Annotated in this window: 22 protein-coding genes and 3 pseudogenes; 14 read left to right on the plus strand and 11 right to left on the minus strand. The window is 43.9% G+C overall.

What is annotated here, in order from left to right:
- Positions 1-200: 200 nt before the first annotated feature.
- From ABIA61_RS03470 to ABIA61_RS03485, 4 genes and pseudogenes are all read left to right on the plus strand, one after another.
- Positions 201-1,244, plus strand: a complete 1,044-nt coding sequence (locus tag ABIA61_RS03470) for a carbohydrate kinase family protein (protein WP_404519036.1) — start codon at positions 201-203, stop codon at positions 1,242-1,244.
- A gap of 61 nt (positions 1,245-1,305) precedes the next feature.
- The gene (locus ABIA61_RS03475; protein WP_283655905.1) at positions 1,306-1,986 is read left to right on the plus strand and encodes a P-loop NTPase family protein; all 681 of its coding nucleotides are present in this window, start codon (positions 1,306-1,308) and stop codon (positions 1,984-1,986) included.
- 339 nt (positions 1,987-2,325) lie between these two features.
- Positions 2,326-3,324, plus strand: a pseudogene (proS, locus tag ABIA61_RS03480) (proline--tRNA ligase); the annotation flags it as partial.
- An 88-nt stretch (positions 3,325-3,412) separates the two neighbouring features.
- The gene (locus ABIA61_RS03485; RefSeq protein WP_283655906.1) at positions 3,413-3,541 is read left to right on the plus strand and encodes a hypothetical protein; all 129 of its coding nucleotides are present in this window, start codon (positions 3,413-3,415) and stop codon (positions 3,539-3,541) included.
- A 109-nt stretch (positions 3,542-3,650) separates the two neighbouring features.
- Here ABIA61_RS03485 and ABIA61_RS03490 read toward each other — a convergent pair whose 3' ends face one another.
- Both ABIA61_RS03490 and ABIA61_RS03495 read right to left on the minus strand, forming a co-directional pair.
- The gene (locus ABIA61_RS03490; protein WP_404519300.1) at positions 3,651-4,415 is read right to left on the minus strand and encodes a spermidine synthase; all 765 of its coding nucleotides are present in this window, start codon (positions 4,413-4,415) and stop codon (positions 3,651-3,653) included.
- Positions 4,416-4,442: 27 nt separating this feature from the next.
- Entirely contained in the window at positions 4,443-4,811 is a 369-nt protein-coding gene (locus ABIA61_RS03495; protein WP_283655907.1) for an alkaline phosphatase family protein, read from the minus strand.
- A 163-nt stretch (positions 4,812-4,974) separates the two neighbouring features.
- On the opposite strand from ABIA61_RS03495, the gene ABIA61_RS03500 reads away from it, so the two are divergent.
- A complete protein-coding gene (locus ABIA61_RS03500; protein ID WP_404519032.1) occupies positions 4,975-5,646 on the plus strand; it encodes a response regulator transcription factor in 672 nt (223 codons plus the stop codon).
- A complete protein-coding gene (locus ABIA61_RS03505; RefSeq protein ID WP_404580294.1) occupies positions 5,643-7,049 on the plus strand; it encodes a HAMP domain-containing sensor histidine kinase in 1,407 nt (468 codons plus the stop codon). Before ABIA61_RS03500 ends, ABIA61_RS03505 begins: the two co-directional genes overlap by 4 nt.
- Before the next feature lie 62 nt (positions 7,050-7,111).
- On the opposite strand, the gene ABIA61_RS03510 is transcribed toward ABIA61_RS03505, so the two are convergent.
- Entirely contained in the window at positions 7,112-7,723 is a 612-nt protein-coding gene (locus tag ABIA61_RS03510) for an undecaprenyl-diphosphatase (RefSeq protein WP_404519031.1), read from the minus strand.
- A gap of 348 nt (positions 7,724-8,071) precedes the next feature.
- Between ABIA61_RS03510 and ABIA61_RS03515 the strand changes: the two genes are divergently transcribed.
- From ABIA61_RS03515 to ABIA61_RS03525, 3 genes are all read left to right on the plus strand, one after another.
- Positions 8,072-8,791, plus strand: a complete 720-nt coding sequence (locus ABIA61_RS03515; protein WP_137063841.1) for a YebC/PmpR family DNA-binding transcriptional regulator — start codon at positions 8,072-8,074, stop codon at positions 8,789-8,791.
- A 161-nt stretch (positions 8,792-8,952) separates the two neighbouring features.
- Entirely contained in the window at positions 8,953-9,411 is a 459-nt protein-coding gene (locus ABIA61_RS03520) for a TetR/AcrR family transcriptional regulator (RefSeq protein WP_404580295.1), read from the plus strand.
- Between the two features lie 146 nt (positions 9,412-9,557).
- Positions 9,558-9,716 (plus strand): hypothetical protein, encoded by a 159-nt coding sequence (locus ABIA61_RS03525; RefSeq protein WP_404580296.1) that lies wholly within the window; start codon positions 9,558-9,560, stop codon positions 9,714-9,716.
- Positions 9,717-10,025: 309 nt separating this feature from the next.
- Here the strand turns inward: ABIA61_RS03525 and ABIA61_RS03530 are convergent, their stop codons facing one another.
- A complete protein-coding gene (locus ABIA61_RS03530; protein ID WP_404580297.1) occupies positions 10,026-11,738 on the minus strand; it encodes a hypothetical protein in 1,713 nt (570 codons plus the stop codon).
- 279 nt (positions 11,739-12,017) lie between these two features.
- Positions 12,018-12,854, minus strand: coding sequence for a COG4705 family protein (locus tag ABIA61_RS03535; protein WP_404580298.1), 837 nt, complete (start codon positions 12,852-12,854; stop codon positions 12,018-12,020).
- A gap of 182 nt (positions 12,855-13,036) precedes the next feature.
- On the opposite strand from ABIA61_RS03535, the pseudogene ABIA61_RS03540 reads away from it, so the two are divergent.
- Positions 13,037-13,429, plus strand: a pseudogene (locus tag ABIA61_RS03540) (response regulator transcription factor); the annotation flags it as partial.
- Positions 13,430-13,675: 246 nt separating this feature from the next.
- Here ABIA61_RS03540 and ABIA61_RS03545 read toward each other — a convergent pair.
- The 3 genes and pseudogenes from ABIA61_RS03545 to ABIA61_RS03555 all read right to left on the minus strand — a co-directional run bounded on the left by ABIA61_RS03545 (position 13,676) and on the right by ABIA61_RS03555 (position 15,506).
- A complete protein-coding gene (locus tag ABIA61_RS03545) occupies positions 13,676-14,869 on the minus strand; it encodes an oxalate decarboxylase family bicupin (RefSeq protein ID WP_404580408.1) in 1,194 nt (397 codons plus the stop codon).
- A 169-nt stretch (positions 14,870-15,038) separates the two neighbouring features.
- Positions 15,039-15,134 (minus strand): annotated as a pseudogene (locus tag ABIA61_RS03550) (Cys-tRNA(Pro) deacylase); the annotation flags it as partial.
- A gap of 45 nt (positions 15,135-15,179) precedes the next feature.
- Positions 15,180-15,506 (minus strand): ribosomal protein L7/L12, encoded by a 327-nt coding sequence (locus ABIA61_RS03555; RefSeq protein WP_404519298.1) that lies wholly within the window; start codon positions 15,504-15,506, stop codon positions 15,180-15,182.
- A gap of 391 nt (positions 15,507-15,897) precedes the next feature.
- On the opposite strand from ABIA61_RS03555, the gene ABIA61_RS03560 reads away from it, so the two are divergent.
- Together ABIA61_RS03560 and ABIA61_RS03565 are read left to right on the plus strand one after the other, a co-directional pair.
- The gene (locus ABIA61_RS03560; RefSeq protein WP_404519297.1) at positions 15,898-16,806 is read left to right on the plus strand and encodes an ROK family protein; all 909 of its coding nucleotides are present in this window, start codon (positions 15,898-15,900) and stop codon (positions 16,804-16,806) included.
- A 44-nt stretch (positions 16,807-16,850) separates the two neighbouring features.
- Positions 16,851-17,450 carry a DUF1349 domain-containing protein gene (locus ABIA61_RS03565; protein WP_200893409.1) on the plus strand — a complete coding sequence of 200 codons (600 nt, stop codon included), beginning with the start codon at positions 16,851-16,853 and terminating at the stop codon, positions 17,448-17,450.
- A 157-nt stretch (positions 17,451-17,607) separates the two neighbouring features.
- On the opposite strand, the gene ABIA61_RS03570 is transcribed toward ABIA61_RS03565, so the two are convergent.
- Positions 17,608-18,315: a helix-turn-helix domain-containing protein gene (locus ABIA61_RS03570; protein WP_283655918.1), complete on the minus strand. Its 708-nt coding sequence runs from the start codon at positions 18,313-18,315 to the stop codon at positions 17,608-17,610.
- A 237-nt stretch (positions 18,316-18,552) separates the two neighbouring features.
- Here ABIA61_RS03570 and ABIA61_RS03575 point away from each other — a divergent pair, with 237 nt between their 5' ends.
- Positions 18,553-19,770: a MalY/PatB family protein gene (locus ABIA61_RS03575; RefSeq protein WP_404580299.1), complete on the plus strand. Its 1,218-nt coding sequence runs from the start codon at positions 18,553-18,555 to the stop codon at positions 19,768-19,770.
- Between the two features lie 155 nt (positions 19,771-19,925).
- Here the strand turns inward: ABIA61_RS03575 and ABIA61_RS03580 are convergent, their stop codons facing one another.
- Positions 19,926-21,701, minus strand: coding sequence for a sensor histidine kinase (locus tag ABIA61_RS03580; RefSeq protein WP_283655920.1), 1,776 nt, complete (start codon positions 21,699-21,701; stop codon positions 19,926-19,928).
- Positions 21,698-22,450 (minus strand): response regulator transcription factor, encoded by a 753-nt coding sequence (locus ABIA61_RS03585; RefSeq protein ID WP_283655921.1) that lies wholly within the window; start codon positions 22,448-22,450, stop codon positions 21,698-21,700. The genes ABIA61_RS03580 and ABIA61_RS03585 overlap by 4 nt, the downstream gene beginning before the upstream one ends.
- A 214-nt stretch (positions 22,451-22,664) precedes the next feature.
- Between ABIA61_RS03585 and ABIA61_RS03590 the strand changes: the two genes are divergently transcribed.
- Complete coding sequence (locus ABIA61_RS03590) at positions 22,665-23,684, plus strand: peptidoglycan DD-metalloendopeptidase family protein (protein WP_404580300.1); 1,020 nt, start codon at positions 22,665-22,667, stop codon at positions 23,682-23,684.
- Positions 23,685-23,773: the final 89 nt, after the last annotated feature.

The following is a 23,773-nucleotide window of genomic DNA, read 5'->3' on the forward strand; positions in this document are numbered from 1 at the left end:
AACGAAGGATTTAGGCTGTATTTTTAATCAAATCACCTATTCGTAAAATGGCTGGTATTTTTACGAATAGGTGATTTTTTAATGCAATCGACATTATTCTTGAGAATTTGACATTTGGAACATGTTAATTTTATATAGTGCCTATTTCTGTACAAATTTAAAACATCCAATGCCAATAGACTTGCGAAAGGAGTCAAATGATGAAATTAAAACAGATTCACAAAAATGAACTGGACGAGCCTTGGCCTTCTAGACAAAAAATACTATGTATCGGGGGGGCCAATCTTGACCGTAAAATTATGCTTAAAGGTACATTTCAGCTTCACACCTCCAACCCGAGCAGCACCAGGCAGCAATCTTGCGGTGGGGTGGCTCGCAATGTTGCCGAAAATTTGGGGAGGCTAAGCCAACAGGTCAGCCTGTTAACCGCAGTTGGGGATGATGCGGAAGGTGAATTTATAGTCGAGCAGTCTAGACATTATATGAAAGTGGTTCCTCTGCAAGTCAAAGGTGAACCGTCAACCGGGGTTTACACTGCTTTGCTGGACGAACGTGGGGAGCTGATTGTAGCGACAGCAGAAATGGAGATTTATGATCAGATCCGTCCTTCAGTAATCTTTGAAAATACTCCTTTGATCGCCTCGTCCCGACTTGTGCTGTTGGACACGAATTTCTCTATGAACGTAATTGCATCCACCATACGGCTATGCCATGAACATCGGATTCCGCTCGTCGTTTCTTCAGTGTCCGCCTCCAAAATGAGAAGGCTTCCTCGAAATTTGAATGGGGTGGGTTGGCTGGTATGTAACCAGGTAGAAGCTGAATCCTATTTGGGAATAGAACTTAAGGATGATCAGCAAATGCTGGATGCAACCCGGATTTTTCATCAACTCGGGGTTCAAAATGTAATTCTTATTCGGGGAGCAGACAGTGTTTTGTTTGCCTCGCAGGATGGATCTCATGGACAAATTTTTATGCACCCAGTTCCGGAAGTTATGGATGTCACGGGCGCAGATGATGCATTTATTGCCGGAATGATATATGGAATTATCCAAGGATACCCTATGGAGCAAGTGTGTCAATTCGGAATCAGCTGTGTGGCCTTGACCATTCAAACGGATCGGACGGTTTCAGAGACCATTTCTCTAAATAATCTTCATTCCATGTTCAAGGAGCTGTACGGCATGCATCCGCAAAATTTTGTGTTTTTTAAGGGTATGTATTTTAAGGAGAAAGATACATAAATAAAGAAGAGAATCTAACCTACTTTTTGTTGCTGAAATTGTAAAAGGAGCAGGTCGCTTGATGAACAGTGTAAAATACGCTATCGTTTTTTTGCCGCTGTTCCTCCTGTATATGTTTTTAAAGGGAGGTTCTTTCGTGGTAGGTTCGCTTTATCGACTGATTTATGCAATGCTGCCCTTACATCGGAGGGTGAATGACGAAATTTTTGCTGTGCAGCACGCCAAACGTATTATCGTGATCGGTTCGCCGGGGAGCGGCAAAACCTTTTTTGCCAAACGTCTATCCAAGTGGACTCATTTGCCGTACATCTCTCTGGATGATTTGTATTGGGGACCCGAGTGGAAGCGGAGCACGGATAAACAATTTTTCAAACAGCTGGGCGAAGTGCTCGAAAAGGAAGAATGGATCATCGAAGGGAATTATCATGATTATTATTTTACGGAGCGGCTCCAGCGCTCTGATACGATCATTGTGATGGATGTCAGCACGATTGAAGCGATAACAGGAGTTATTACACGATCGCTTAACCGCTTTCTTTTCTCCAATGAGTTGCCCAAAGGAGTAAAGCAGGAAGCGATTCGTATTTGGGACATTTCGCCTCGGTTTGTCCGCTTTGTTTTGGGTTTTCGCAGGCGTATACGTCCTAAAATTTGGCCATTCCTTATGCAATATGGAAAACAACGAAGTTTAATTATTTTGAAATCAAAATATCGTTCATGTCTCTGGATGAATTCCAGATAGATAATTATCTCCTTGACCACGGTTTCCGTTTCGTGTAAGGTAATGAAAATTGTAATATACAGGAATAGTGTAGACCAAGGATCAAAGGTTCAACAATCGCCGTACAGAGAAGAAATCCATGGGCTGAAAGGTTTCTCCGCCGCGAATGAACGTTTCCCTGCCTTGCGAGCTGTAGCGGAGTGTATTTTAGAGCGTTACCGGCTAGACGCCGTTATCTGATGAAGGGCTGTTCCATGCTATGGATATGGTCAAATTAAGGGTGGTACCAGACACATTCGTCCCTGACGGATGTGTCTTTTTTGCGTATATTTTATCGTTCATACAAGGAGGCAGTCACACATGCGCCAAAGTCGATTATTACTGACAACATTACGTGAATCGCCCGCAGAAGCCGAAGTGGTCAGCCATCAGCTTATGCTGCGTGCAGGGTTTATCCGGCAACTTGCAGCTGGAATGTATACCTACATGCCACTCGGCAGACGTGTTCTCCGAAAAGTGGAGCAAATCGTACGGGATGAAATGGACCGTGCAGGGGCTGGGGAGTTGTTAATGCCTGCATTGCAGCCTGCTGAGCTGTGGCAAGAGTCAGGGAGATACGAGGTGTACGGTCCAGAGCTGATGCGTATTCAAGACCGACATGATCGGGAGTTTGCTTTGGGTCCTACCCATGAAGAGGTCATTACGTCATTAGTACGGAATGAGGTGAATTCATATGGAAAATTACCTGTAATGCTGTATCAAATTCAAACCAAGTTTCGGGATGAACGACGTCCACGATTTGGCTTGCTCCGCAGCAGAGAATTTTTGATGAAGGATGCCTATTCGTTTGATGCGAGCTGGGAAGGGCTGGATCAAGCTTATCGGACCATGTTTAAGGCCTATCATCGTATTTTTACCCGTTGTGGTCTGAACTTTCGCGCAGTTGAAGCAGATGCGGGTGCTATTGGCGGCAAAGGCGGAACACATGAATTTATGGCGCTGGCTGACATTGGAGAGGATACGATAGCCGCTTGTACCTGCTGTGACTATGCTGCTAATCTTGAAAAAGCTGAGCCACGGAGAATGGAAAAATCAGACACCAACCCTTCTCTCAATACAGACAAAATGGAAAAGTTTCATACTCCAGGTCTGCGCACGATAGATCAACTGGTTGAATCGCTGCAAATACAGCCACAAGATATGATCAAAACATTGATTTATATGGCTGACGATCAACCCATTGCTGTAGTCGTCAGGGGAGATCATGAGGTCAACGAAGTAAAAGTTAAACATATTTTAGGTAGTGAAAAATTCGAAATAGCAAGTTCAGATGCCGTGTCAAAGGCGACTGGAACCCCCTCGTGGAAGGGGACCCATGTCCTCACTGTGACAAAGGGAAATTGAAGCTCCATCGTGGGATTGAGATTGGACTTTAGTGGGTATTCCCGTGCGCATTGTTGTTGGCAAAGATGCTGAACACGGGAAAATAGAGTTAGTGGAGCGAAGATCCAGCAGCAAAGAGACGATTCATATCCAAGATGTAGAGCGACGGATATTGGAACTTATTCAACAATAGCCACACAGCTTATTAATTTACAAGCCTGTACCATATCCGGTTCTACAATCCAATACGCCCGGACTACAATCGTTTGGGCGTATCTTTACCAACAATTACTGTACAAGCATTACGTATCTGTGTCCTGTAGAATGTGACCTTCTCCAAGTGCAATCTCATTAAAGCCTGCCATATGGCGTGCCTGAAACCGGATTGGCTTGTCCCGGCCTATCACAATAATATTTTGAATGTCGGCAGCTCCTTCCGAGGGGAGGGAGAAAGCTGTGACATAAGCGAATACCTCACGCAACGTTGTATGAATGGCATTCATCAGATGATCGTGCTCACTTTTGCCCATTACATTCATAATCATGGAGCCTTCGGAATCTAGCTTTTCTTTGGCCATCCTGAAAAATTCCAGGGATATTAAATGCGGCGGCGTTCCCTGATCTGTGAAGGCGTCCAAAATAATATAATCATATGCATCCGGCGCTTCCTTCTCCAACATGCGACGTCCATCACCAACGGTCACATTGTCCTTATCGTATCCAAAGAATGTTCGACTGAACTCCACGACTTGTGCATCCAGCTCGGCAATCTTAAAGCGTTTATCTGTAAAATGACCCGCAATCGTACCTATGCCATGCCCAATCACAAACACGTCTTCAAATGACGGATCGTTCAGCTCCATCAGATGGATGATGGCTCTCGGATATTCGAACAGAATGCGTTGCGGATGATTCAAATCCACCGCGCCTTGTACGGCTGCATTTGAAAACTGCATCACCCGGAATAATCCCTTTTCACCATACAGCTCTGTGGTGTCGTATATCGTTATTTCATGATTATTGCTCAGCTTTTTGTATAGTACCTCCAAATGATCTATCCCCTTCAAGTCATACTCCACCATCATATTAGACATTTATGAGCCTGTTGTCCATATATTAAGCGGCGGTGCCGTTCTGCTCTTGCCGAGCAGCTCCAATCCATATAATTGTTCGATCATGCGCAGCACGGAGAAATGAGTGCTTTTCCCGTTGTAAGGGCCGTTTTTCAAATGAGGACCTATAATCATAGTCGGGATTTTGTTGTTACTGCTCATGTCATCTTCGTCCCATGTTACGATTAAAAGACTGTTATGCTGCGGTGCCCAGCGGGCATAAGCAGATAAATGGGCTTGCAGCCATTGATCTGCTTCCCGGATCGTGCCGTCGTGCATATCGTGGTTCAGGTTGGGAACAGAGAGACACCGTTTTTCATCAGGTAATTCATAAAGGGGGCGGATGAGCACAGAGCTGTGTTCATAGATTCATGATTAAACTTACTCAGGACACATTAAAATATCATGAGAAAAATAAAGTGAAAAGATCATTATTTTTTAATGTACATAGAGTAAACTGGTTTCTAAAACAAGCATACTAGGAGAAGTCGCCCCGAGCATAGAAAGGATAGCTATGAAGAAGATACTGCTGATCGAGGATGAGAAAAATTTGGCCCGTTTCATTGAACTGGAACTAAAGCATGAATCTTACGAGGTAACTGTTAATTATGAAGGGCGGAAGGGGCTGGAGTCTGCATTAAGCGAGGAATGGGATATCATCCTGCTGGATTTAATGCTCCCAGGCCTCAACGGAATCGAAGTATGCCGACGGATTCGCAAAACGAAACAAACTCCAATCATTATGCTGACCGCCAGAGACGGTGTGATGGACAAAGTGATGGGGCTGGACAGCGGGGCAGATGATTATATCCCTAAGCCTTTTGCTATTGAAGAGTTGCTGGCACGGATGCGTTCTTTGCTGCGACGCAGTGGCTCTGTGGAAGATACCAATCAAATTATCTACAATGGACTGGTACTGGACAGCGAGGCCCGCATTTTGACCAAAGACCAGCAGATTATTGAATTGACGAAGCGTGAATTTGATCTGCTGTCCATATTAATGCAGAATATTGGGCGCGTCATGACCCGGGAGAGGCTAATGGAACTCATATGGGGCTATGATTCAGAGGTGGAAACGAATGTCGTAGATGTGTATATTCGTTACCTGCGAAGCAAAATCGACGAGCCTGGGGAACCGAGCTTTATTCAGACACTACGCGGATTGGGGTATGTGATCCGAAAATGACAACGTTAAAATCCATATTCTCCCGGCTGCCCATTCGTTGGAAAATGGCGGTGTGGTCTTCGTTGCTGCTATGTATTTTGTTTGTTTTGTACAACGGTGTCCAATACTTTACGATTAACCAATGGATGGTCAGTGAGGGAGAAGTGAGCATCCGCAAGAGTATGAATGAAATCCAAAGTTTTTTTCAGGTAAAACAAATGTCCGCACAGGAAATCGTGAACAGTCGACGATTTATTGAGGATATGAATGATCCGCATCAAATGATTCGTATTTTGAACGAGCAAGGAACCCCGCTATTGAGCGTCAGCGACGAGATGCCTGAGGATTGGTTTCCGCCGCAAACGGCGCAAAGCACCCGTATTATGACTGCTTGGCATCTGGAGGATCAGGTTTTGATCATGCGAAGTCCGCTGAATTCAGGTGGTTTTACGGGAACAATTGAAATTATCAATAATATGGAAAATTTAGAGAAGGTGAGTGACAAAATAAAAGGTGTCATGATTGTGGGCGGTATAGGTGCTATTGTTTTAAGCGCCCTAGGAGGAATTTTTCTTTCACGCCAGTTAATTCGGCCGATTCAGTCCATGACGGATACGATGACAAGAATACGGAAAAAAGGGCTGCATGAGGAACGTGTCCAAGTATCCGATAACAATGACGAGCTGTCAAATCTGGGAAGAGTGTTTAATGGGCTGATTGATCAGTTGGAGCGTTCTTTCCTACAGCAAAAGCAGTTTGTTGAGGATGCCTCCCATGAATTACGTACACCCATTTCGATTATTGAAGGCCATATCTCCTTATTAAACCGTTGGGGCAAACACGATCCGGCTATATTGGATGAGTCGCTCAGTGTGTCCGTTCAGGAGCTTGAACGTTTGAAAGGGATTGTAAACGATCTTCTGGAGTTGACGCGGGCCGAATCGGGAACTTCTGAACAGAATGTGCCTGCAATAGATATCCGTCAGACCGTTCAGTATACGCTCACCAATTTTGCCATGCTGCATCCTGATATGATATTCCGAGAGGAACTGACTCCCCTCGAAAAGGTGCAGATTCACATCACGCCTCAGCATCTGGAACAACTGTTACTGATCGTGCTGGATAACGCCGTTAAATATTCTGGCTCTTCGAAAGAAATCCTTGTAACGGGGACGCTGGAACGAAATGAGGTTTATATTCATATTACCGATTACGGAATCGGAATTCCGGCGGAGGACTTGCCATATTTATTCGACCGATTTTATCGGGTGGATAAGGCCAGAAGCCGCGAGCAGGGCGGGACAGGTTTGGGCCTTGCGATAGCCAAGCAGCTGGTCAAGCGATATAACGGTGACATCAGAGTAAGCAGTATTGAACATATAGGGGCAGCTGTAACGCTTTGTTTTCGGGCGTACAGGGTCTGAACATATTGGATAAATTAAAGAAGCCCATAAACCATATCGATGGTTTATGGGCTTAATCACACTCAAGCATCCTCAGATTGAGGTTTTGTCGTTTTGTTCCAAATTTTATATTCTATTTTTTCGTACAGTTTCAGGCACGAGTCTGCCAGTTGCTGAGGACGTTTGAAACGCAGGAGCAGATATTGGGTACTAACTGCACACAAGGTGCCAATCAGTGCACCAGCCGCAATATCTGACGGGTAATGAACGCCAGCCCAGATACGGGAAAAACCGATAAGTAAAGCTGCGGCGAGCCACAACAATCTAAACCTCTTACCGTACAGCCAAAACGTGGCCGCCAGCGCAAAAGCTCCAATGGCATGGTCGCTCGGGAAGGAGGCATTGGCCGGGTGCTTGATTAGCTGAATGACGGCGTGGGCGACGAAGGGACGATCCCGGTACACAAGATGTCCGATAATAAAGCTGATCCCCATGCCTAGACATACGGATACCACAGCCGATATGATCATTTTCCGGTTGAGTTTATTTCTTGAAAACCAGTACAGGAGCAAGCCCAAGGCGAATACATATTGGGCATCTTCGGCGAAAAAACGCATCAGCCCATTCAAAACAGAAAAGCTATTCGCTTGTTCATTAATGAAGTGGAAAATCTGATAGTCCAGGTTAGATAACATATTAGAGATTACTCCTTTTCTTATATGATTCAAAAGTTGAAAGTAATATGATCATAACTCTTGAACATGGGAGCACCTTTAGATGAAAATTAGAATCTCATGAGAAAAGGAGATATTTTTATCACTAAATCCTTTGAACTTGTTCAAGCGTCCTTTAGGAGATATAATATACAAGGCAGCATTTTGCATAATTCGATTCCCAACGCTTGAAAGTACAATATATAGACGAACTAAACCGTTTCGATCTATATATTGCTGATCTAAAATCGCTCTTGGGATTTATGCAAAATGCTCAAGGATATAATGAATACCGTTGTGTATATTCATATAGAAAGAGAGCGGGATATTATGGGACGTAAGTGGAACAATATTAAAGAAAAAAAGGCATCCAAGGATGCTAATACGAGTCGTATATATGCTAAATTTGGCGTAGAAATCTATGTAGCAGCCAAACAGGGCGAGCCTGATCCTGAATCCAATCGGGTTTTAAGAGTCGTACTAGAACGTGCAAAAACGTACAATGTACCGAAAGCCATCATTGACCGGGCTATTGAAAAAGCAAAAGGTGCTGGGGATGAAAACTATGTTGAGCTTCGCTATGAAGGCTTCGGACCGAATGGTTCCATGGTCATTGTAGATGCACTCACCAATAACGTAAACCGTACGGCATCTGATGTGCGCTCTGCTTTTACTAAAAATGGCGGCAGTCTGGGTGTAAGCGGATCTGTAGCCTATATGTTTGATTCAACGGCGGTTATTGGTCTGGTAGGTAAAACCGCAGATGAAGTGTTGGAGCTGTTGATGGAGGCAGATGTAGAGGTACGTGACATCATCGAAGAAGATGAAGCAGTTATCGTATACGCAGAGCCTGACCAATTCCATGCTGTACAGGAAGCTTTCAAGCAGGCGGGAGTTACAGAATTTACAGTGGCCGAACTTACCATGCTTGCCCAAAATGATATTACACTTCCAGAAGATGCACAGCTTCAATTTGACAAATTGATTGATGCATTAGAAGATTTGGAGGATGTTCAGCAGGTTTACCACAACGTAGACTCTGAGGAATAATTACTTCAGGATTTTGCAAAATCCTCACTTATAAGTAACATAAACATCGTATTCCGATACGGTGTTTTTTGCGTAAATACAGCTATTTCTGTGTAATTGGGCAACGGGCCTATGTTTGGATAAAAAAATATTTTTTCTTGACTGATTAGTCTGATAAAAATATGATCATAGGCACCTACGGAACGAAATATGATTTGTTCTTTTCGGCTATTCAGCTCTATATAGGTGACAAAACCGAAGCCGTAGTTCATCTTCTAAGTCAACCAGGGAGCATTAAGGAAGCCATAACGATGATTTTTAATGAATCTGTCAGGGTTTTGACGGATCCCAAGCTATCCAAGGAATGCTTTATTATGAACAGTGCTATTGAACAGGTTCCGCATCATCATGAAATCAAAGTTTTTATATCTGCGAATACAGAAAGGCTTGAGCTTGCTTTCTACAACGCCTTGGTCCGCGCTCAAAAAGAGGGAGAGCTTCATTCTACGGAGTCTGAGCTATTGTCAATCGCCAGATTTCTAAATCATGCCCGGCTATCGTTGACATTTACCGCCAAGACAGCCGCAAGCCCTGAGGTGCTTAAAGATGTCGTGCGTACGACGCTGTCGATTTTGGATTGATTTTTATGAACGCTTTATAGCGTTTATTTTTTAATCATTTTAGACTGATTAGTCAAAATTTTTTTGAATATTCTAGACTGTTTAGTCTGAAAAATTCGTTTTCGATAAGGAGAAATGTAGATAAAGTTTATTTGGTTGTGCCTGTAATGGACATAAATCCTGCCAAGGTCATGATTCCTTTTATTGAAAAAGCCATTCATGAAGGCGTGAAAAGGTTCGTGCTTCTGGGCAGCGCATCTGTTCCTGCGGATGACCCGGTATTCGGGCCAGTGCATCAAGCCCTCAGCAATTTAGCTCCTGAGTGAACAGTATTACAGCCATCCTATTTTATGCAGAACTTTACCGAAGGTCAGCATGTAAGCACCATCAAAAACATCGGTACGATTTATAGTGCGACAGGGGATGGGAGAGTGGGTTTCGTCAGCGCAGATGACATTGCAGAAGTGGGGGTAAGAGCCCTGATTGACGATAAGCCTCATAACACAGCTCATGTGATCACTGGGCCTCATTCGTTGACATATGGTGAAGTTGCCCAGTTGATCAGCCATGTTATAGGAAAAACGATTCAGCATATCTCGCTGTCTGACGAAGAACTGAAAGTTGGCATGATTGTCTCAAGATGTTACCTTCCAGTTATTGAAATCATAGGTCCGCCTCTCTCTATCATGAACCAAATCGAGTTTATTTCCATTATAATTCTGATGCATCCACGGATCATCCAGCAGAGGCCAATTAGCATAATTGACTTCTGCACCCTGAATTTTACGTGAGGTGGCATATACGATTTCCATCTCTTTACCTGTTAATCCTTTGTAATAGACCCGGGGATTGGTATCGTTAACACCGCTGAAATCCACTACGGTTTTCGTCAGCACAGCCTCAGCAAAGCAGTCAAGCTCTCTAATGCAAGAACCGCCTGCGTAGTCCATAAGAGGTGCTGTTTCAACGATGACCGCATTTTTTGCCCCGTCACTCCGCAACGCTCTCTGATAACCTCCGTATTTCCACGATTCCGTGTCATAAGGCCAATCGTAAGGTTGTGCCGTCCTGACAGCCATCAGCATTTTACCTGTATGGAAGAATATCCAGCCGTTCCTATTGAATGGGTCCTGTTCGATCGTTGCTTTGATTCCGTTATATGAAACAGGGCCGTCGATCCATGTATTTGAATTTGTGATATTGTATACCGCAATGAGTGCACCGTCGTCCTGAAGCACTTCCTCCATATTCGTTCCGCCAATCCAATATTCCGAGTTGGACGGATTCAAGTTAATCGACTCACTGAAGTGTTGCTTCATGAAGAACGTATTTGGTTCGTCACTGTATGTATCTCCCACCCATTTGATGCCCCAACGATGAAGCTGGTTTTGTGCGAGCCGATTGTCCTTTTGACTGAATACGGCGTAATCCGGGGTGATGTAGCTTGTCTTATACGGTTTGTTACTGTTTCTAGGCATCCGTTCCTTATGTGTGTAAGTTGTAGAACGGGCTGTCGCTATACTCTTGAAAATGTCTGGTAACTCGTAGTTCGCAACCGTAAATGGAATCGTGGTAAATTTCAGATTGGTTTCATTGCCGAGATATATCGGCTTACGACTGTCTCCAAACAACATCCACAGTAGCACTGCACTCTCATCAAGTGTATATCCCGGCTCTTGCTGCGCATTATATGTTCTGGCCTGACTGGTCACCCAGTACCCATGCAGCCACTCCCCTACAATACTGGCAAAATACCACTCCAACGTCAGTTTGGCCATATTCCGCAATGTCGCATCTGTCAAGTGTTCGGTAATGAACAATAGCGGTCCTACATGATGGATAAAATATGTTGGGGAGTCGTATTCAAAGTACCCCTGTTTTGTAATTGTGGAAAGTTCGGACAGCAGATAACTTCTGGCGATGGTAGCATAATTCACCGGATAATCTGGCCATTCTTCCGCTCCGACAACCCCGACTGCCGCATACATGAGCCGTTGATTTTCTGTATTTCCCGACAGAGCCGTCCCATCGGCATTCAAAATGTTAAAACTGAGCATTTTTGCTTTTACTTTATCCTTTAATGCGGGTGTGTAATACTCTTTATACTTCATATAAGCTTCCATTACGTTAATTCCCCAGAACATGTCTTTATTCCGATCCAAATGAATGTTGACGTAGGCAAGTCCAGTGCTGATATCTCCTTTGGAAAATTGCGCCATAGCCGCATAACCACCGACCTTTCGGCCCTGATCATACTCACTGTAAGGGTAGCCCAATGCTGCTACATCGTCGATTACGATCTGTTTGCGCTCCTGTAGTGAGCCTGTTAAAATCTCATTTTTAAACATAATTACAGCCACTCTCCTGATAATGGAATAATAACGCAAAAATAGTATAAATTTAGCGATGTGAGAAAAAGAAAAACCTGAACATAAATCTGGCTGAGACTTGCGGATTATAATTGTTAGGAGATATTATTTGTTGTAATTATAAGGCATTTGGTTATTAATTTCAATATTTTTACTATATTTTCATTGTGAAAATATAGCATTAGAGTCAAGATGCAATCTACCCGGGATTATTCCGGCTATGTCCCGGGTACGTTTTCTTCTATGCTTTTTAGCTGATTATGATGATGGTTGGGTTTGATCTATTCCGGATTTCGTCAGGTAGATCACCAAGGTTAAAATAGTTACGAGAAAAATCACGCTGGTTCCGGCCGTACCCAGGCCGAGTCCGCCATCGGTGTGAGATTGTGACAGATAATCCCCAAGAGAGGCGCCGAGAGGCCGGGTCACAATGTACGCCATCCAGAAGGACCACACGGCATTGAATTTAAACCGATAGCGGGCAATCGTTACGATACCAATCAGTGAAGCAAACATAAGCGCTGACCTCCAGTAACCTAAGTCAAGGCCTTCTGATATAAGATCACCAGCTGCTGTACCCAAGGCAAAGGTAAAGAATATCGTTGCCCAGTAGAATATTTCACGCTTGGTCGTGTAAATAGAATGAATGGATAATGTTTTCTCGCTCCCATACCAAAGTGTAAAAGTCACCAGGAGAGCAAGGGCAAAGACAGTCGTGGTAACTTGCAGCGAGATCCCTATGTGGTCCACAAGGTTATCTGAGACAAGCGTGCCCACAACACTGATGAGAGTCACCACGAGCCAGTAGATTCCAGGTATATATTTGCGCGACCTAAACTGAAATAGAAGTGTGACGAGTAAGAGAACAACCATGACCACAGTTGTACGAGTCAAGCCCCAATGCAAATTAAAGTTAAGAAAGTCGGCAGCGGTTTCTCCCACGGTCGTCGTCATAATCTTAATAATCCAAAAGAAAATGGTGACCTCCGGCACCTTGTTTAGCATTTTCCGGATTATGGATATGTTCGTCGTCTCCTCCGTGGAAATGGAGAGACTTTCGATTTTCATGTTCTGATCCTGTTCCTCTTTTTTCATTCATAATCCTCCTCATGTTCTGGGGAACCTATTTAGATACTTGTCCCTCCTGAACAATGTACATAAAGAACATGAAACGATAGTGAGAATTACATGTGAAAAAACATAGAACATTTAAGCTTAGATTAGAAACTGATTAGGAATGAGGAATTTCAATGTATTCAATGCTCCATCTAGGGGGAGGAATTGAAGCAACCCGTGACATCATAGACGCTATACCGGATTGCAAGGTTGTCATTCTGACCATATTCGATCAGGAGGATTATGTGTATGATGGCATCCGTGCGGGAGCAATCGGGTATTTACTAAAGGACGCGGCACCTGATGAACTTGTAGATGCGGTTCGGGCACCAGATCAGATATCAGTTACTATGCCGCCTGAACCTTTTACAGATAGGGAACTGGAAGTTTTGCAACAGATGGCTTACGGATTACGTAACGAAGAGATCGCCGCCAGGCTTTATATCGGTGAGAGCACGGTTAAGACACATGTTCATCGAATTCTTCAAAAATGCGCGGTCGAAGACCGCACGCAAGCGGTTGTATTTGCCATTCGTAACGGAATTGTAAAGTAGATAAACACGGGATGAGTTTGATTTTATACAGTATATGATTAGGGGAGGGATTAGTCAGCCCCAGTCATAATGCTACAAAGATATAGGCTGCCGGCTAAAGTCGGAGCCTATATCTTTGTATGCTAAATAGCTATGGATAACGAATAACGGTACAGGGATTATATTCACATCAGATAGCAGTAAGAAATGCATGAGGATATGCTTTTTTTCTGAGAGCACAGACAAGATGCACGTTCACCGGATTCTTCAGAGTTCATCCTTTGGATAAAAAGAATAACCGGGATACTTGACGACAGGCCATTTTACCTTCCGCAATTTAGAGGTCACATCGGCACCAACATTTAAATTGCTCTGAATGAGCTCTGTGGGGGTAAGAGCCATCCATTGGTTCAGGGAAACATCAGCGAAACGGTCACTTTTAAACATTTCAAGAAACCATAGCGTGCTCGAGCCTGTATTTTGGATGTAATGACCGTAAGCAAAAGGCACATATCCAACATCCCCGGCTCTGAAATCAAATGTACGCGCCGCGCCATTTCCGCCAAAAACAGTCATTCGGCCTTGCCCGGTAAGATAGTATTGCCATTCGTCATTATTGGGATGCCAGTGCATTTCCCGCATGGCTCCAGGCTCAATCTCAACCAGAGCAGCTGCGATCGTTTGGGATATCGGAAAATTGGAAGAATCGACGATTCGTACGCTTCCACCCGGCGTTTTGATGGGGGGCTGAGCGAGTAATTCATGCTTAAAGGATTGAGGTATCGTACCATAGGGAGAGGAAACCGCTTGGCTTTGAAGAGAGCCGGGAACGGCATCCTGATAAATGTATACTTGTTCTTGAGGAATGGGCGAAAAATCAGCTTCAGGAACGCCGAAATTGGCAGACAGTACATCTTTTGGAGTATGTGCAAACCAATCGGAGATGGATAACGTGTTCAGATCAGAAAAGCTGCCGTCATCAAAAACCAGCAAAAATTCGCAGCCTTCCTCAAGACCTTGTATAGAGTGTGGAATGCCGGGTGGGAAATACCAGAGATCACCAGGACCCACATCAGCAATAAAATTCCGACCATTTTGGTCGACGGCTGTAATACGGGCACTCCCCAACAGCATATAAGACCATTCCGCCTGCTGGTGCCAATGAAGTTCGCGTACGCCGCCCGGTGTCAAACTCATGTTCACGCCGGCAAGGGTTGTGGCAATGGGGAGCTCCCTTGCGGTAACTTCTCTTGACCATCCACCGTGATTCAACTGCATATGGGCATCTGAAAAAGAAAACCTCATGTTCGGAATGAGTCCATTATCTGTTACGGGTGGAACCAGCATGTCGGGATTTTGCAAATCCCTCATCACATCCCGGGGACCCTTGTCGATGCCTCCAGCACCGTCACTTCTGATGGGCTGGGGCACTCTGGCATTTTTCGAGCAATCATTATGCATCATTTGATCTTCCTCTCCAAGTTGAAGCTTCATCAATCTTAGAATAAGAGAAAATCCGCATAAAGATTTTATGAACTCTTGGAGGGTTTTATGCTTTCTGAGTCAGATTCGTAAACTGGGTATCCATGAGCTGAGCTAAATCCTGCGGACTTAATTCCAGTTGGGTTCCAATTTTCCCGACTACGTTCATACCATCTATTTTTACATCCTGATGATCATAACTCAGGATTTTGTAGTTTACATTCTGTCCATCCAATATTCGCATCGCATTTGTTGCAAATATACCTCGGCGGAATCATTCTACTCTCACTTAGAGCCGTTCCAGGTCATCTACATAGTCCTTTGCTTCCTTTAAAGAGAGGTCTCTAGCTACTCTTAGCTCTTTTATCGCCTGAATCTTTTTGCCTTCTCTAATCAGCAGGAGCAGCCTTTCATTGATATCCTCCGAAACTGCTGTGTTTAGCACATGTGGTGGCGCGGTAGCGGTTGTGCCTGACAGCGATATTCCCGACATTCCAGAACGATTCTCAAGACGCTCTACATCGGATTTCAAGTCATTAAGCCGAGCTTGCAAGCTATAGACTTTGATCAAAAGTATGACGGAGATGATCAGCGCGATCAATGCTATAAATTCCATAGTTTCCACTAAAGTTCCCCCTTTTTCACTTGATTTTATCCCAGAGATGCCACACTGGAATCTGCTCAATATAAATAGTATAGCATGATGATTTACGTTATATTATCTGGAATCGCTGAATTTACGTGAGTACGGAGTGGGGAATATTCTTGAACCCGTTGCTACTCCCAATCCATGGAAGGCTACGAATTGACTTTTTACAGACAGAGCGTTATATTACAGCTTATTGTAATGCTTTTAATAAGTGCCGGAAAAGGAGAGGATTCAAATACTGCCAGTCTCCAATAATGCAATCCGAGTCAAACAAATTAATGTGGAGTTAGTCAAAAATACATTGAAGTCTCTTGAATATGCCACCAAATCGTCCATAGCGAGCATAACAGGACTCAGTGTGGCTACCTGCGGTAATATTCTGAAAGAGCTTCTTCAAACGGGGGAAGTGTTAGAGACAGAGCTGGAGGAATCCAACGGTGGACGCCCGGCAAGGCGGTATAAATATAACGCCGATTATTCCTATATTCTCTGTTTATATGTGAAAACGGAAGGCGGAGTGGATTCTCTTACTTATGCGGTTGCCAATTTGCTGGGCGAAATCATTGTAGAGAAGACCTCGATTGTGCCTTATATTGATTATGAGGTCATAGAGAACCAAATTGGAGAACTCATTAACATCTATGGAAATGTCAAAGCGGTTGGCATTGGTATTCCCGGGGTTGTACATCAAGGGGTTATCGGTGTGTGTGATATCGATCCGCTCATAGGAATTCCTCTGGGTCCGCAGCTTCACAATAAATACGGACTGGAAATCACCATTGAAAATGATATGCATTTAACAGTCTATGGATTTTATAAAATGCAAAATTATGATGAGGACAAAACCTTTGCCATTGTTGCTTTTCCCAAGGATAACTTTCCGGGAGCCGGCTTTATTGTCGATGGACACTTATTAAAAGGAAATACTAAATTTGCAGGCGAAGTTTCCTTTTTACCCTTTGATATGACAAGAGAAGAACAGCTCAAGCAGATAAAAAGTGCTCAGGGATTCGTTCCACTGGCTATAAAGACGATCACTTCCATTATTGCTGTTATTGATCCTGTAGCTATCGCTTTGACCGGAGAATTATCCAAGCCTGCTGTATTGAACGATATTTATACTGGCTGTCTTAAGGATATACCAGCAGAGCATATGCCTGAGATTTTTGTGAAAAACGATACGTATGATGAATACATGAACGGGTTGATTTCGGTGACTCTTGAAAGTCTGACATACAATTTGCAATTGGTAGAAAAAAGAAAATAGAGAGATGATATACATCTATAATTCCGGAGAGGATGATATCTATTATGAAAAAAACATTATTATGGGAAACGGGAACATGGACCAATGCTCCATTGTCAACTTGTCAAGATGGCGACACCCTCAAGGTGACAGCCAAAGAGGGAAGTGACTACTGGAAAAACACATTATACGGATTTGATCGCAGCAGCGGACATGCTTTATTGGCAAATTGGGAAGATTCTGAGGCCATAGAGGTCACATTTCAGCTTGCATCCTTTAATGAACTCTATGACCAGGCTGGAATTATGCTGTATCAAGGACCTGAGCAGTGGATTAAAGCGGGGATTGAAATCAATGACAATATTCCCCAATTGGCTGTCGTGGTAACTAACGGTTATTCAGATTGGTCATTGTCCGCTGTGCCGGATTGGGTCGGTGAGGAAGTGACCTTGCGCGCTTCGCGGATGAACGATGCAGTGATTATCCGTGCCCGGACAGAAGCCCACGGCTGGCGCACAGTGCGTGTGGCGCCTTTTCCTTATAAATCTGCAAAACAAGCTGGTCCTTTTTTATGTTCGCCAACTCGTGTCGGCTTTGAGGTTACCTTTACACGCTGGGTAACTACAATGCCGGATGCCGATCTTCATATAGATCCACCTATGTAAAGGAACATTCTTATGATGAAAAATCAGAGAAGCAATTTGCTCATTTGGACTACAACTAGATTTCATAACAACTATCAGCTCACCTAAAGGAGGCTGTCCCGTTCGCCATTTTTGTGGCCTTTGGGATAGCCTTTTTTTATATTTCAGGATTTTGCAATCAGGTCACAGCGAGCATATTGTATATTTTCATGGTTCGCACATCATCTTTGGAAATTTTAAGCTCATGAATTAGCTCGGGAGTTTCTGGTATGGGTGTTCTCGAAAAAAGCATTTTTAAAGCAATCGGCATAAAGGGACGGAAGGAAACGCCGGACATGAGACCCCACTTCTGCTCAGATTCCAGGAAAGAAGCCAGAATATTGATGGTCAGATTTTCGAGAGGGGTAGCCTGATTTTTGAGCATAAGGGTGGTCAGTGTGTCATAGTGCTCCGTATGCCCCCAATATGTATTTTCGCATTCCTGATAATGTTCAAAATTTTTAACATTCATATATAACATCGTCTTATAACGATTGTCATCCGGCTGCGCCAGCATGTCCACTACACATCTTACCAGCTTATTAATTCGTCCATCATAAAAATAAGAATAAAACCGGGTGGAATTCTTGAAAAAAGTGGAGGGAAGTGTGTTAATCAACGTGGAGGGCTGTCTCGGTTCGATATAGAGAAGCTGCTCTACCTGAACGTTTAACGCTTTTGCAATGCTGTACAAGATGACGAGGTCAATGGTAATATCGCCACTCTCATATTTGGATAACGTAGCTTTACTTTTGTAAATCATGTCTGCCAGTTGTTGAACGGTCAATCCCTTAATTTTGCGGAAGCTTCTGATTTTTTTACCCACTTCTTGATTGATAGTATGCATTGTTCACTCTCCCAATATGTTTCCTGAGAATATTACAAATGATGATTTTGTATACGTTTCGCTATATTCATAATAATTATACCATTTCATAAGCAATTTTAGTATTCTGACGAAACAAAAATGATGATTTGTTTCATATGAATAGATTTTATTGTGTTTGAGTCAATGGAGAGCTGTATGCCATAATGAATCCATTCATGAGAAGCAGGGACGGAAACAGGAAGGGGAACAAAAAGCGTGAAGTATGATTTTGATGAGGTTATTGACCGTAGAGGAACCAACGCCATGAACACTGACGGCTTCCGGGAGTATATTTTTAAGGCGGAGGGTGATATGGTCTTTCCTTATAAGGATGATGAATTTATTCGCATGTGGATCGCTGACATGGAGTTTGCCACACCTCCTGAGATTATTGAAGCCATCAAGGAACGGCTGGATAAACGAATTTTTGGCTATAGCCAGGTGTTTGATCCTAACTATTACCTTGCTGTGGTCGGCTGGACGCAGCGGTATTATAACTGGACTTTTTCAGAGGAGCAGCTGGTTACTTCACCAGGGATCATTCCTGCTCTCTATGAGCTGGCTGAATACATTTGCAAGTCGGATGAAAAAGTACTGATCCTTACCCCATCCTATGCCTTCTTCAAGGCTGCGGCGGATTATAACGGCTTGGAACTGGTGTGTTCAGAACTAATCAATCAAGAGGGGCATTATACGATTAATTATGAAGACCTGGAAGCGAAAGCTAGAGATGAAAAGGTGTCTGTATGCATTTTCTGTAATCCGCATAATCCATCTGGCCGTGTATGGACCAAGGAAGAGTTACAGAGAGTAGGGAAGATTTGTCTTGAAAATGAGGTCTGGATTATATCGGATGAAATACACTGCGATTTGTTGAGGAACGGGCAAGTTCACACCCCGATGGCCAAACTTTTCCCGGACTCAGATCGGATTATCACTTGTATGGCTCCTAGTAAAACCTTTAATATGGCCGGGCTGATGTTTTCGAATGTCATCATTCCCAATGAAACGCTCAGGGGAACCTGGAAAGCGCGTCATTACGGCTTTAAAAATCCGCTTAGTATTGTCGCAACACAAGCTGCATACCTGCATGGAGATGAGTGGCTGCGGCAATTAAAAAATTATTTGGACGAGAATTTTATATTTACCAAGCAATATTTGAACCGTTACTTGCCAGAAGCTATATTCCATATTCCAGAGGCGACTTATCTGGCATGGGTTGATATCAGCGCCTATGTACCAAAAGAAGAGAATTTACCTTTGTTTTTTGCCAATCATGCCGGAGTTTTGTTGGAAGACGGGAAGATGTTTGTTGCCAACGCTGAGGGATACATTCGTCTGAATCTGGCTTGTCCGAGGTCCACGCTGGAAGAGGGACTAAGAAGAATATGCAAGGTGCTAACTGAAAATCCATTAATACTTAATCTCACCTAATTCCTTATTAATATATAGATATGTATGGATCATTCCAAAATATTCGATCCCCATAGAAACGATAAAATCGTATCCATGAAAAGAGCCGTCCTCAAATCGATCGAGGGCGGCCTTTATACGTGTACATCATAAATAGTTCTTCATTTCCTGCCCAGTCAACTTTCACTGTTAGCCATAACGTCATGCCAAATAAGGCGAATGACCGTGCCTTTCCCTAAAGCCGTGTCGACCGTAATTTGCCCTCCCATGGCTTCAATCAGCCCTTTGGATACAGCCATACCAAGACCTGTCCCATTCGGCGTAGTAGAGGTATTGGTTCCCCGGTAATAACGCTCAAATAATCGGCTTACCGTATTTTCATCCATTCCTCTCCCGTTATCAGCAAATTCAATCGTGAACCCTTTACCACCTTCGCTGGATATAACCGAGACGGTAAGTGTCGTTTCAGGCGGATTATGAAGCAGAGCATTGGCAGTCAAATTGTTAATGACCCTTTCTAGCCAAGGCGTATATAGCTTAACGAAGATGTCGACAGGAGCAGGCCGGAACAAAATGGCTTCTTCCTTATAAAAAGGGTCGGTACCCACCCGCTCTAACGTTTCCCGTAGCCAGCTATTCAACTCAATTTCCTCAGATTCCGGGGGACGGGCACCGCTTTTTAAGCGATAACTCATGGCAAGATCATTAATCAACATATCCATGTGCGCGGATTTTTCCAGCATTGTACCCGAAAATTTACGAACTTCTTCTGCGGTCCAATCATATTGCGGCTCAGCCAGTAAGTGAGCGTAACCTTTGATGGAAACGAGCGGTGTTTTCAGATCATGGGTGATCCCGGCAATCCATTCCTCTCTGAGACTATCGGTTTGCTGACGCAGTACCTGATCTCTTTGCAGCGTACCTGAGAGCTTATCAATAGAATCCATCACATCCGCAAAAATGAGGTAACGTCGCTTCCATTTGCCTGAACCCAACCGGCTGCGTTGAATGCCTCTATGATCAACAGGCTCTTGATATACGGATTTACCGAGTGCATCGAGCCAGGAGAGCATATGAAGTAACGGGACTCCGAAGCGATGCGCCTGCCACAGTGAGAGAAGCAGGAATAAGAGAAAAATAGCTGAGAACATGGCGACTATGGACTTTAGTATCGTTCTTTCTTCCTCAGGAGGAAGCCAGCTATTGCCTGTAGCAACACCGCCAGCATTTGGAAGACTAATGACCCATGTACGACCCGTTTCTTCCATATATTCGGAGGAAAGGTGGAAGCCGTATCTTTCACTGTACATGGTGCGAAGGGAAAGCTCCTGAAGAGTATAGGCTGTCGGTGCAGATGTTGGACGATTGTAGGAAGCAAGCTCCGACCCGGTTGCATCCAGTAACTGTATGTAGCCACCAAGCTGCTTGAGACGGGCAGTGACTTCATGGGGCAATATCAGCTTTCCATTCGAAGACAATGTTCCCTGACTGCTTACTGTTTTTAATAGGGTTCCCATAGGATTAGGCTGACCATATAGCAGTGTGAAAGTTCGACCATCTTTCTCCTGAACCCAAAGAGAAAGCCCATAGGGGAAGGAGCGGGTACCTGTCCAATAAGAGACGAACTCGCCGGGTGCATATTTCTTCGGTACATCTTGCGGTGTATTGTAGGACTGATTCACCTGCCCGTTTTCGTCAAGACTTTGCAGCCAGCCGCCGTTTTTCTTGACCTGCTCTAGCAAAAGTGGATCAAAGTGTATGCCGTCCTTGCCTATTTCGGAGGACGCTACAAGCTGTTCTAATCCAGTAGAGGCAAAATCATTGGAGAGGCGGATATCGACTAAGCGTTGATACGCCCAAAAGAACGTAACAGCAGCAATCAGGAACGCAAAAGCTTCAGCGGTAGCCAACTGTAGCACGAATCGCATCATTAGCTTGCGTTTAATATTCATAATCGTTGGGAACTCCCTATTTTCGCTTGTACGAGCTTATAGCCAAGTCCTCTAACATTTACGATAAAGCTTGGATTGGCAGGATCAGGTTCAATTCGTTCCCGGATGCGATGAATATGTACCATGACGGTATTGTCATCGCTTAATGCTTCTTCTCCCCAGACGGCTTCATATAGCTCGCTTTTGCTGAAAATTCGATTGGGGTTTTTGCATAAGAAAAGCAATAATTGGAAGACTAGCGCAGGACAGGCTACGACTGTTTGCTCAACACGAAGCTCACCGGCTGTTTCATCGATCTGAAAATGTCCATAGTCATAAATGGCGTTCATTTTGCTGGAGGGCTGTGCAGATCCAGATTCTTTGGTTGTATTATTAACGGTCAAGTAACGCCGTAGTTGTGAACGTATGCGTGCGACAACCTCTAACGGATTAAACGGTTTGGTAATGTAATCATCGCCGCCAACAGCGAACCCAGTCAGCTTATCAAAATCAGATTCCCGAGCGGTTAAAAATAAGATGGGAGCATCCGTCGTTTGACGGAGAAACGGACATATTTCGATTCCACTGCGTCCTGGCAACATGACATCTAATATGATCAAATCGTAGATTTTTCCTTCACAGGCAGTAATGGCCGCTTCACCTGTCATCACTGTATCGACATTCGTGTAGCCTTCCTTATATAGGACGGTCAGCATGAGTTCAAGAATGGATTGCTCGTCGTCGACAAGTAAAATTGCCGCATTGTTCATGCTTTCATTCCTTTCTTCTCTATCTTTATTCCTTCCATAATATCATGATTCCTCAGGGATGAACGAAGCGTTGTCTTAACGGAAGCTTAATTGTGCTCTGCAGATCTGAAAAAGAGTTAAGGCTTAGTTAAAGTGATGTTACACGGGATCTAAGACCGTCTTGTTAGAATGGGTTAGATAAAATAATAATATACACAAAAACGGGGGTGCAGCAGTGAAGAAGGCAACTAGAAAGAACAGGATAGAAATCTTCCACTATGGCAAAATGGTACTGGTGGCAAGTGCGTTTGCTGCTTTTATAACGGCATGCGGAGGAGGAGGGGGGAACTCGGAAGTGGCCAAAGATATACCGAATGAAACAACAAATACAAAGGACCAAACGGTGAAGCCAGAGGAGGTACCGGAAAAACTGCTTGAGGGCAAGTATGCGGAGGTTTATGACCAATTCAGCGATGAGTTTAAACAACAACTGAGCGAAGCCGATTTTGTAAAAATGGCTCCTGATTCTCTAAAAGGTGTTGATTCATTTAAGCAGGCGTCAGTCATGAAACTCAATGGCAGCGAACAACGTTCATGGATAAGCGACTCAGGGAAAATAGGCCTGATCACTGTTTTTGATGAGAAGGGAACTATATTGGGGCTTCAGGCCAAGAAACTTTCCCCTTCGCCGGAAACAGACAATCGCCTGACCAAAATCAAATACGATTGGCCATTGAAGGGGGAATGGTTTGTTACCTGGGGTGGAACCAATGCGCTTGTGAATTACCACTATGAATATGAAAGCCAGCGATATGCCTATGACCTTATACAGAAAAAAGATGGCTATTCCTATAAAGGTGATCCGCTGAAAAATACAAGCTATTATGCTTTCGGCCAACCGATTCTTGCGCCGACAAGCGGAACCGTGGTCTCGGTTGTAAATAACATTCCTGATAACGAACCTGTCGGCGTGATGAACGAGAAGGTGCCTGCCGGGAATGAAGTTGTGATTGACCATGGCGGGGAATATAGCGTGCTAGCTCATATGAAGAAAGGTTCTGTTAAAGTGAAGGTAGGGGATAAGGTGAAGAGTGGCGATGAAATCGGGCTACTTGGTAATTCAGGCAATTCCAGCGAAGCCCATCTTCATTTTCAGGTGTCAGACGGTGCAGATTTATTCAAGTCTCGTTCGATCAACATCAATTGGAAGAATCGCATTGCTCCTGTGCAGGGAGAGACAATAACAGCCGAGTAATTTCAAAAAAATTCAAACTCTCAGACAAAGGTTGATCTTCAGGTTTATGATGATCAACCTTTGTTTTTTTGTTATCCGACAACAAGTTA

It is taken from the genome of Paenibacillus sp. RC21, assembly GCF_044907935.1.
In the GTDB taxonomy this organism is placed as follows: domain Bacteria; phylum Bacillota; class Bacilli; order Paenibacillales; family Paenibacillaceae; genus Paenibacillus; species Paenibacillus terrae_A.

Coding starts and splice junctions, on each gene's coding strand:
- ABIA61_RS03470 (WP_404519036.1), top strand. CDS start 201: ATGAAATTAAAACAGATTCACAAAAATGAACTGGACGAGCCTTGGCCT.
- ABIA61_RS03475 (WP_283655905.1), top strand. CDS start 1,306: ATGAACAGTGTAAAATACGCTATCGTTTTTTTGCCGCTGTTCCTCCTG.
- ABIA61_RS03500 (WP_404519032.1), top strand. CDS start 4,975: ATGAAGAAGATACTGCTGATCGAGGATGAGAAAAATTTGGCCCGTTTC.
- ABIA61_RS03505 (WP_404580294.1), top strand. CDS start 5,643: ATGACAACGTTAAAATCCATATTCTCCCGGCTGCCCATTCGTTGGAAA.
- ABIA61_RS03510 (WP_404519031.1), bottom strand. CDS start 7,723: ATGTTATCTAACCTGGACTATCAGATTTTCCACTTCATTAATGAACAA.
- ABIA61_RS03515 (WP_137063841.1), top strand. CDS start 8,072: ATGGGACGTAAGTGGAACAATATTAAAGAAAAAAAGGCATCCAAGGAT.
- ABIA61_RS03520 (WP_404580295.1), top strand. CDS start 8,953: ATGATCATAGGCACCTACGGAACGAAATATGATTTGTTCTTTTCGGCT.
- ABIA61_RS03525 (WP_404580296.1), top strand. CDS start 9,558: ATGGACATAAATCCTGCCAAGGTCATGATTCCTTTTATTGAAAAAGCC.
- ABIA61_RS03530 (WP_404580297.1), bottom strand. CDS start 11,738: ATGTTTAAAAATGAGATTTTAACAGGCTCACTACAGGAGCGCAAACAG.
- ABIA61_RS03535 (WP_404580298.1), bottom strand. CDS start 12,854: ATGAAAAAAGAGGAACAGGATCAGAACATGAAAATCGAAAGTCTCTCC.
- ABIA61_RS03545 (WP_404580408.1), bottom strand. CDS start 14,869: ATGCATAATGATTGCTCGAAAAATGCCAGAGTGCCCCAGCCCATCAGA.
- ABIA61_RS03555 (WP_404519298.1), bottom strand. CDS start 15,506: ATGGAATTTATAGCATTGATCGCGCTGATCATCTCCGTCATACTTTTG.
- ABIA61_RS03565 (WP_200893409.1), top strand. CDS start 16,851: ATGAAAAAAACATTATTATGGGAAACGGGAACATGGACCAATGCTCCA.
- ABIA61_RS03570 (WP_283655918.1), bottom strand. CDS start 18,315: ATGCATACTATCAATCAAGAAGTGGGTAAAAAAATCAGAAGCTTCCGC.
- ABIA61_RS03580 (WP_283655920.1), bottom strand. CDS start 21,701: ATGAATATTAAACGCAAGCTAATGATGCGATTCGTGCTACAGTTGGCT.
- ABIA61_RS03585 (WP_283655921.1), bottom strand. CDS start 22,450: ATGAACAATGCGGCAATTTTACTTGTCGACGACGAGCAATCCATTCTT.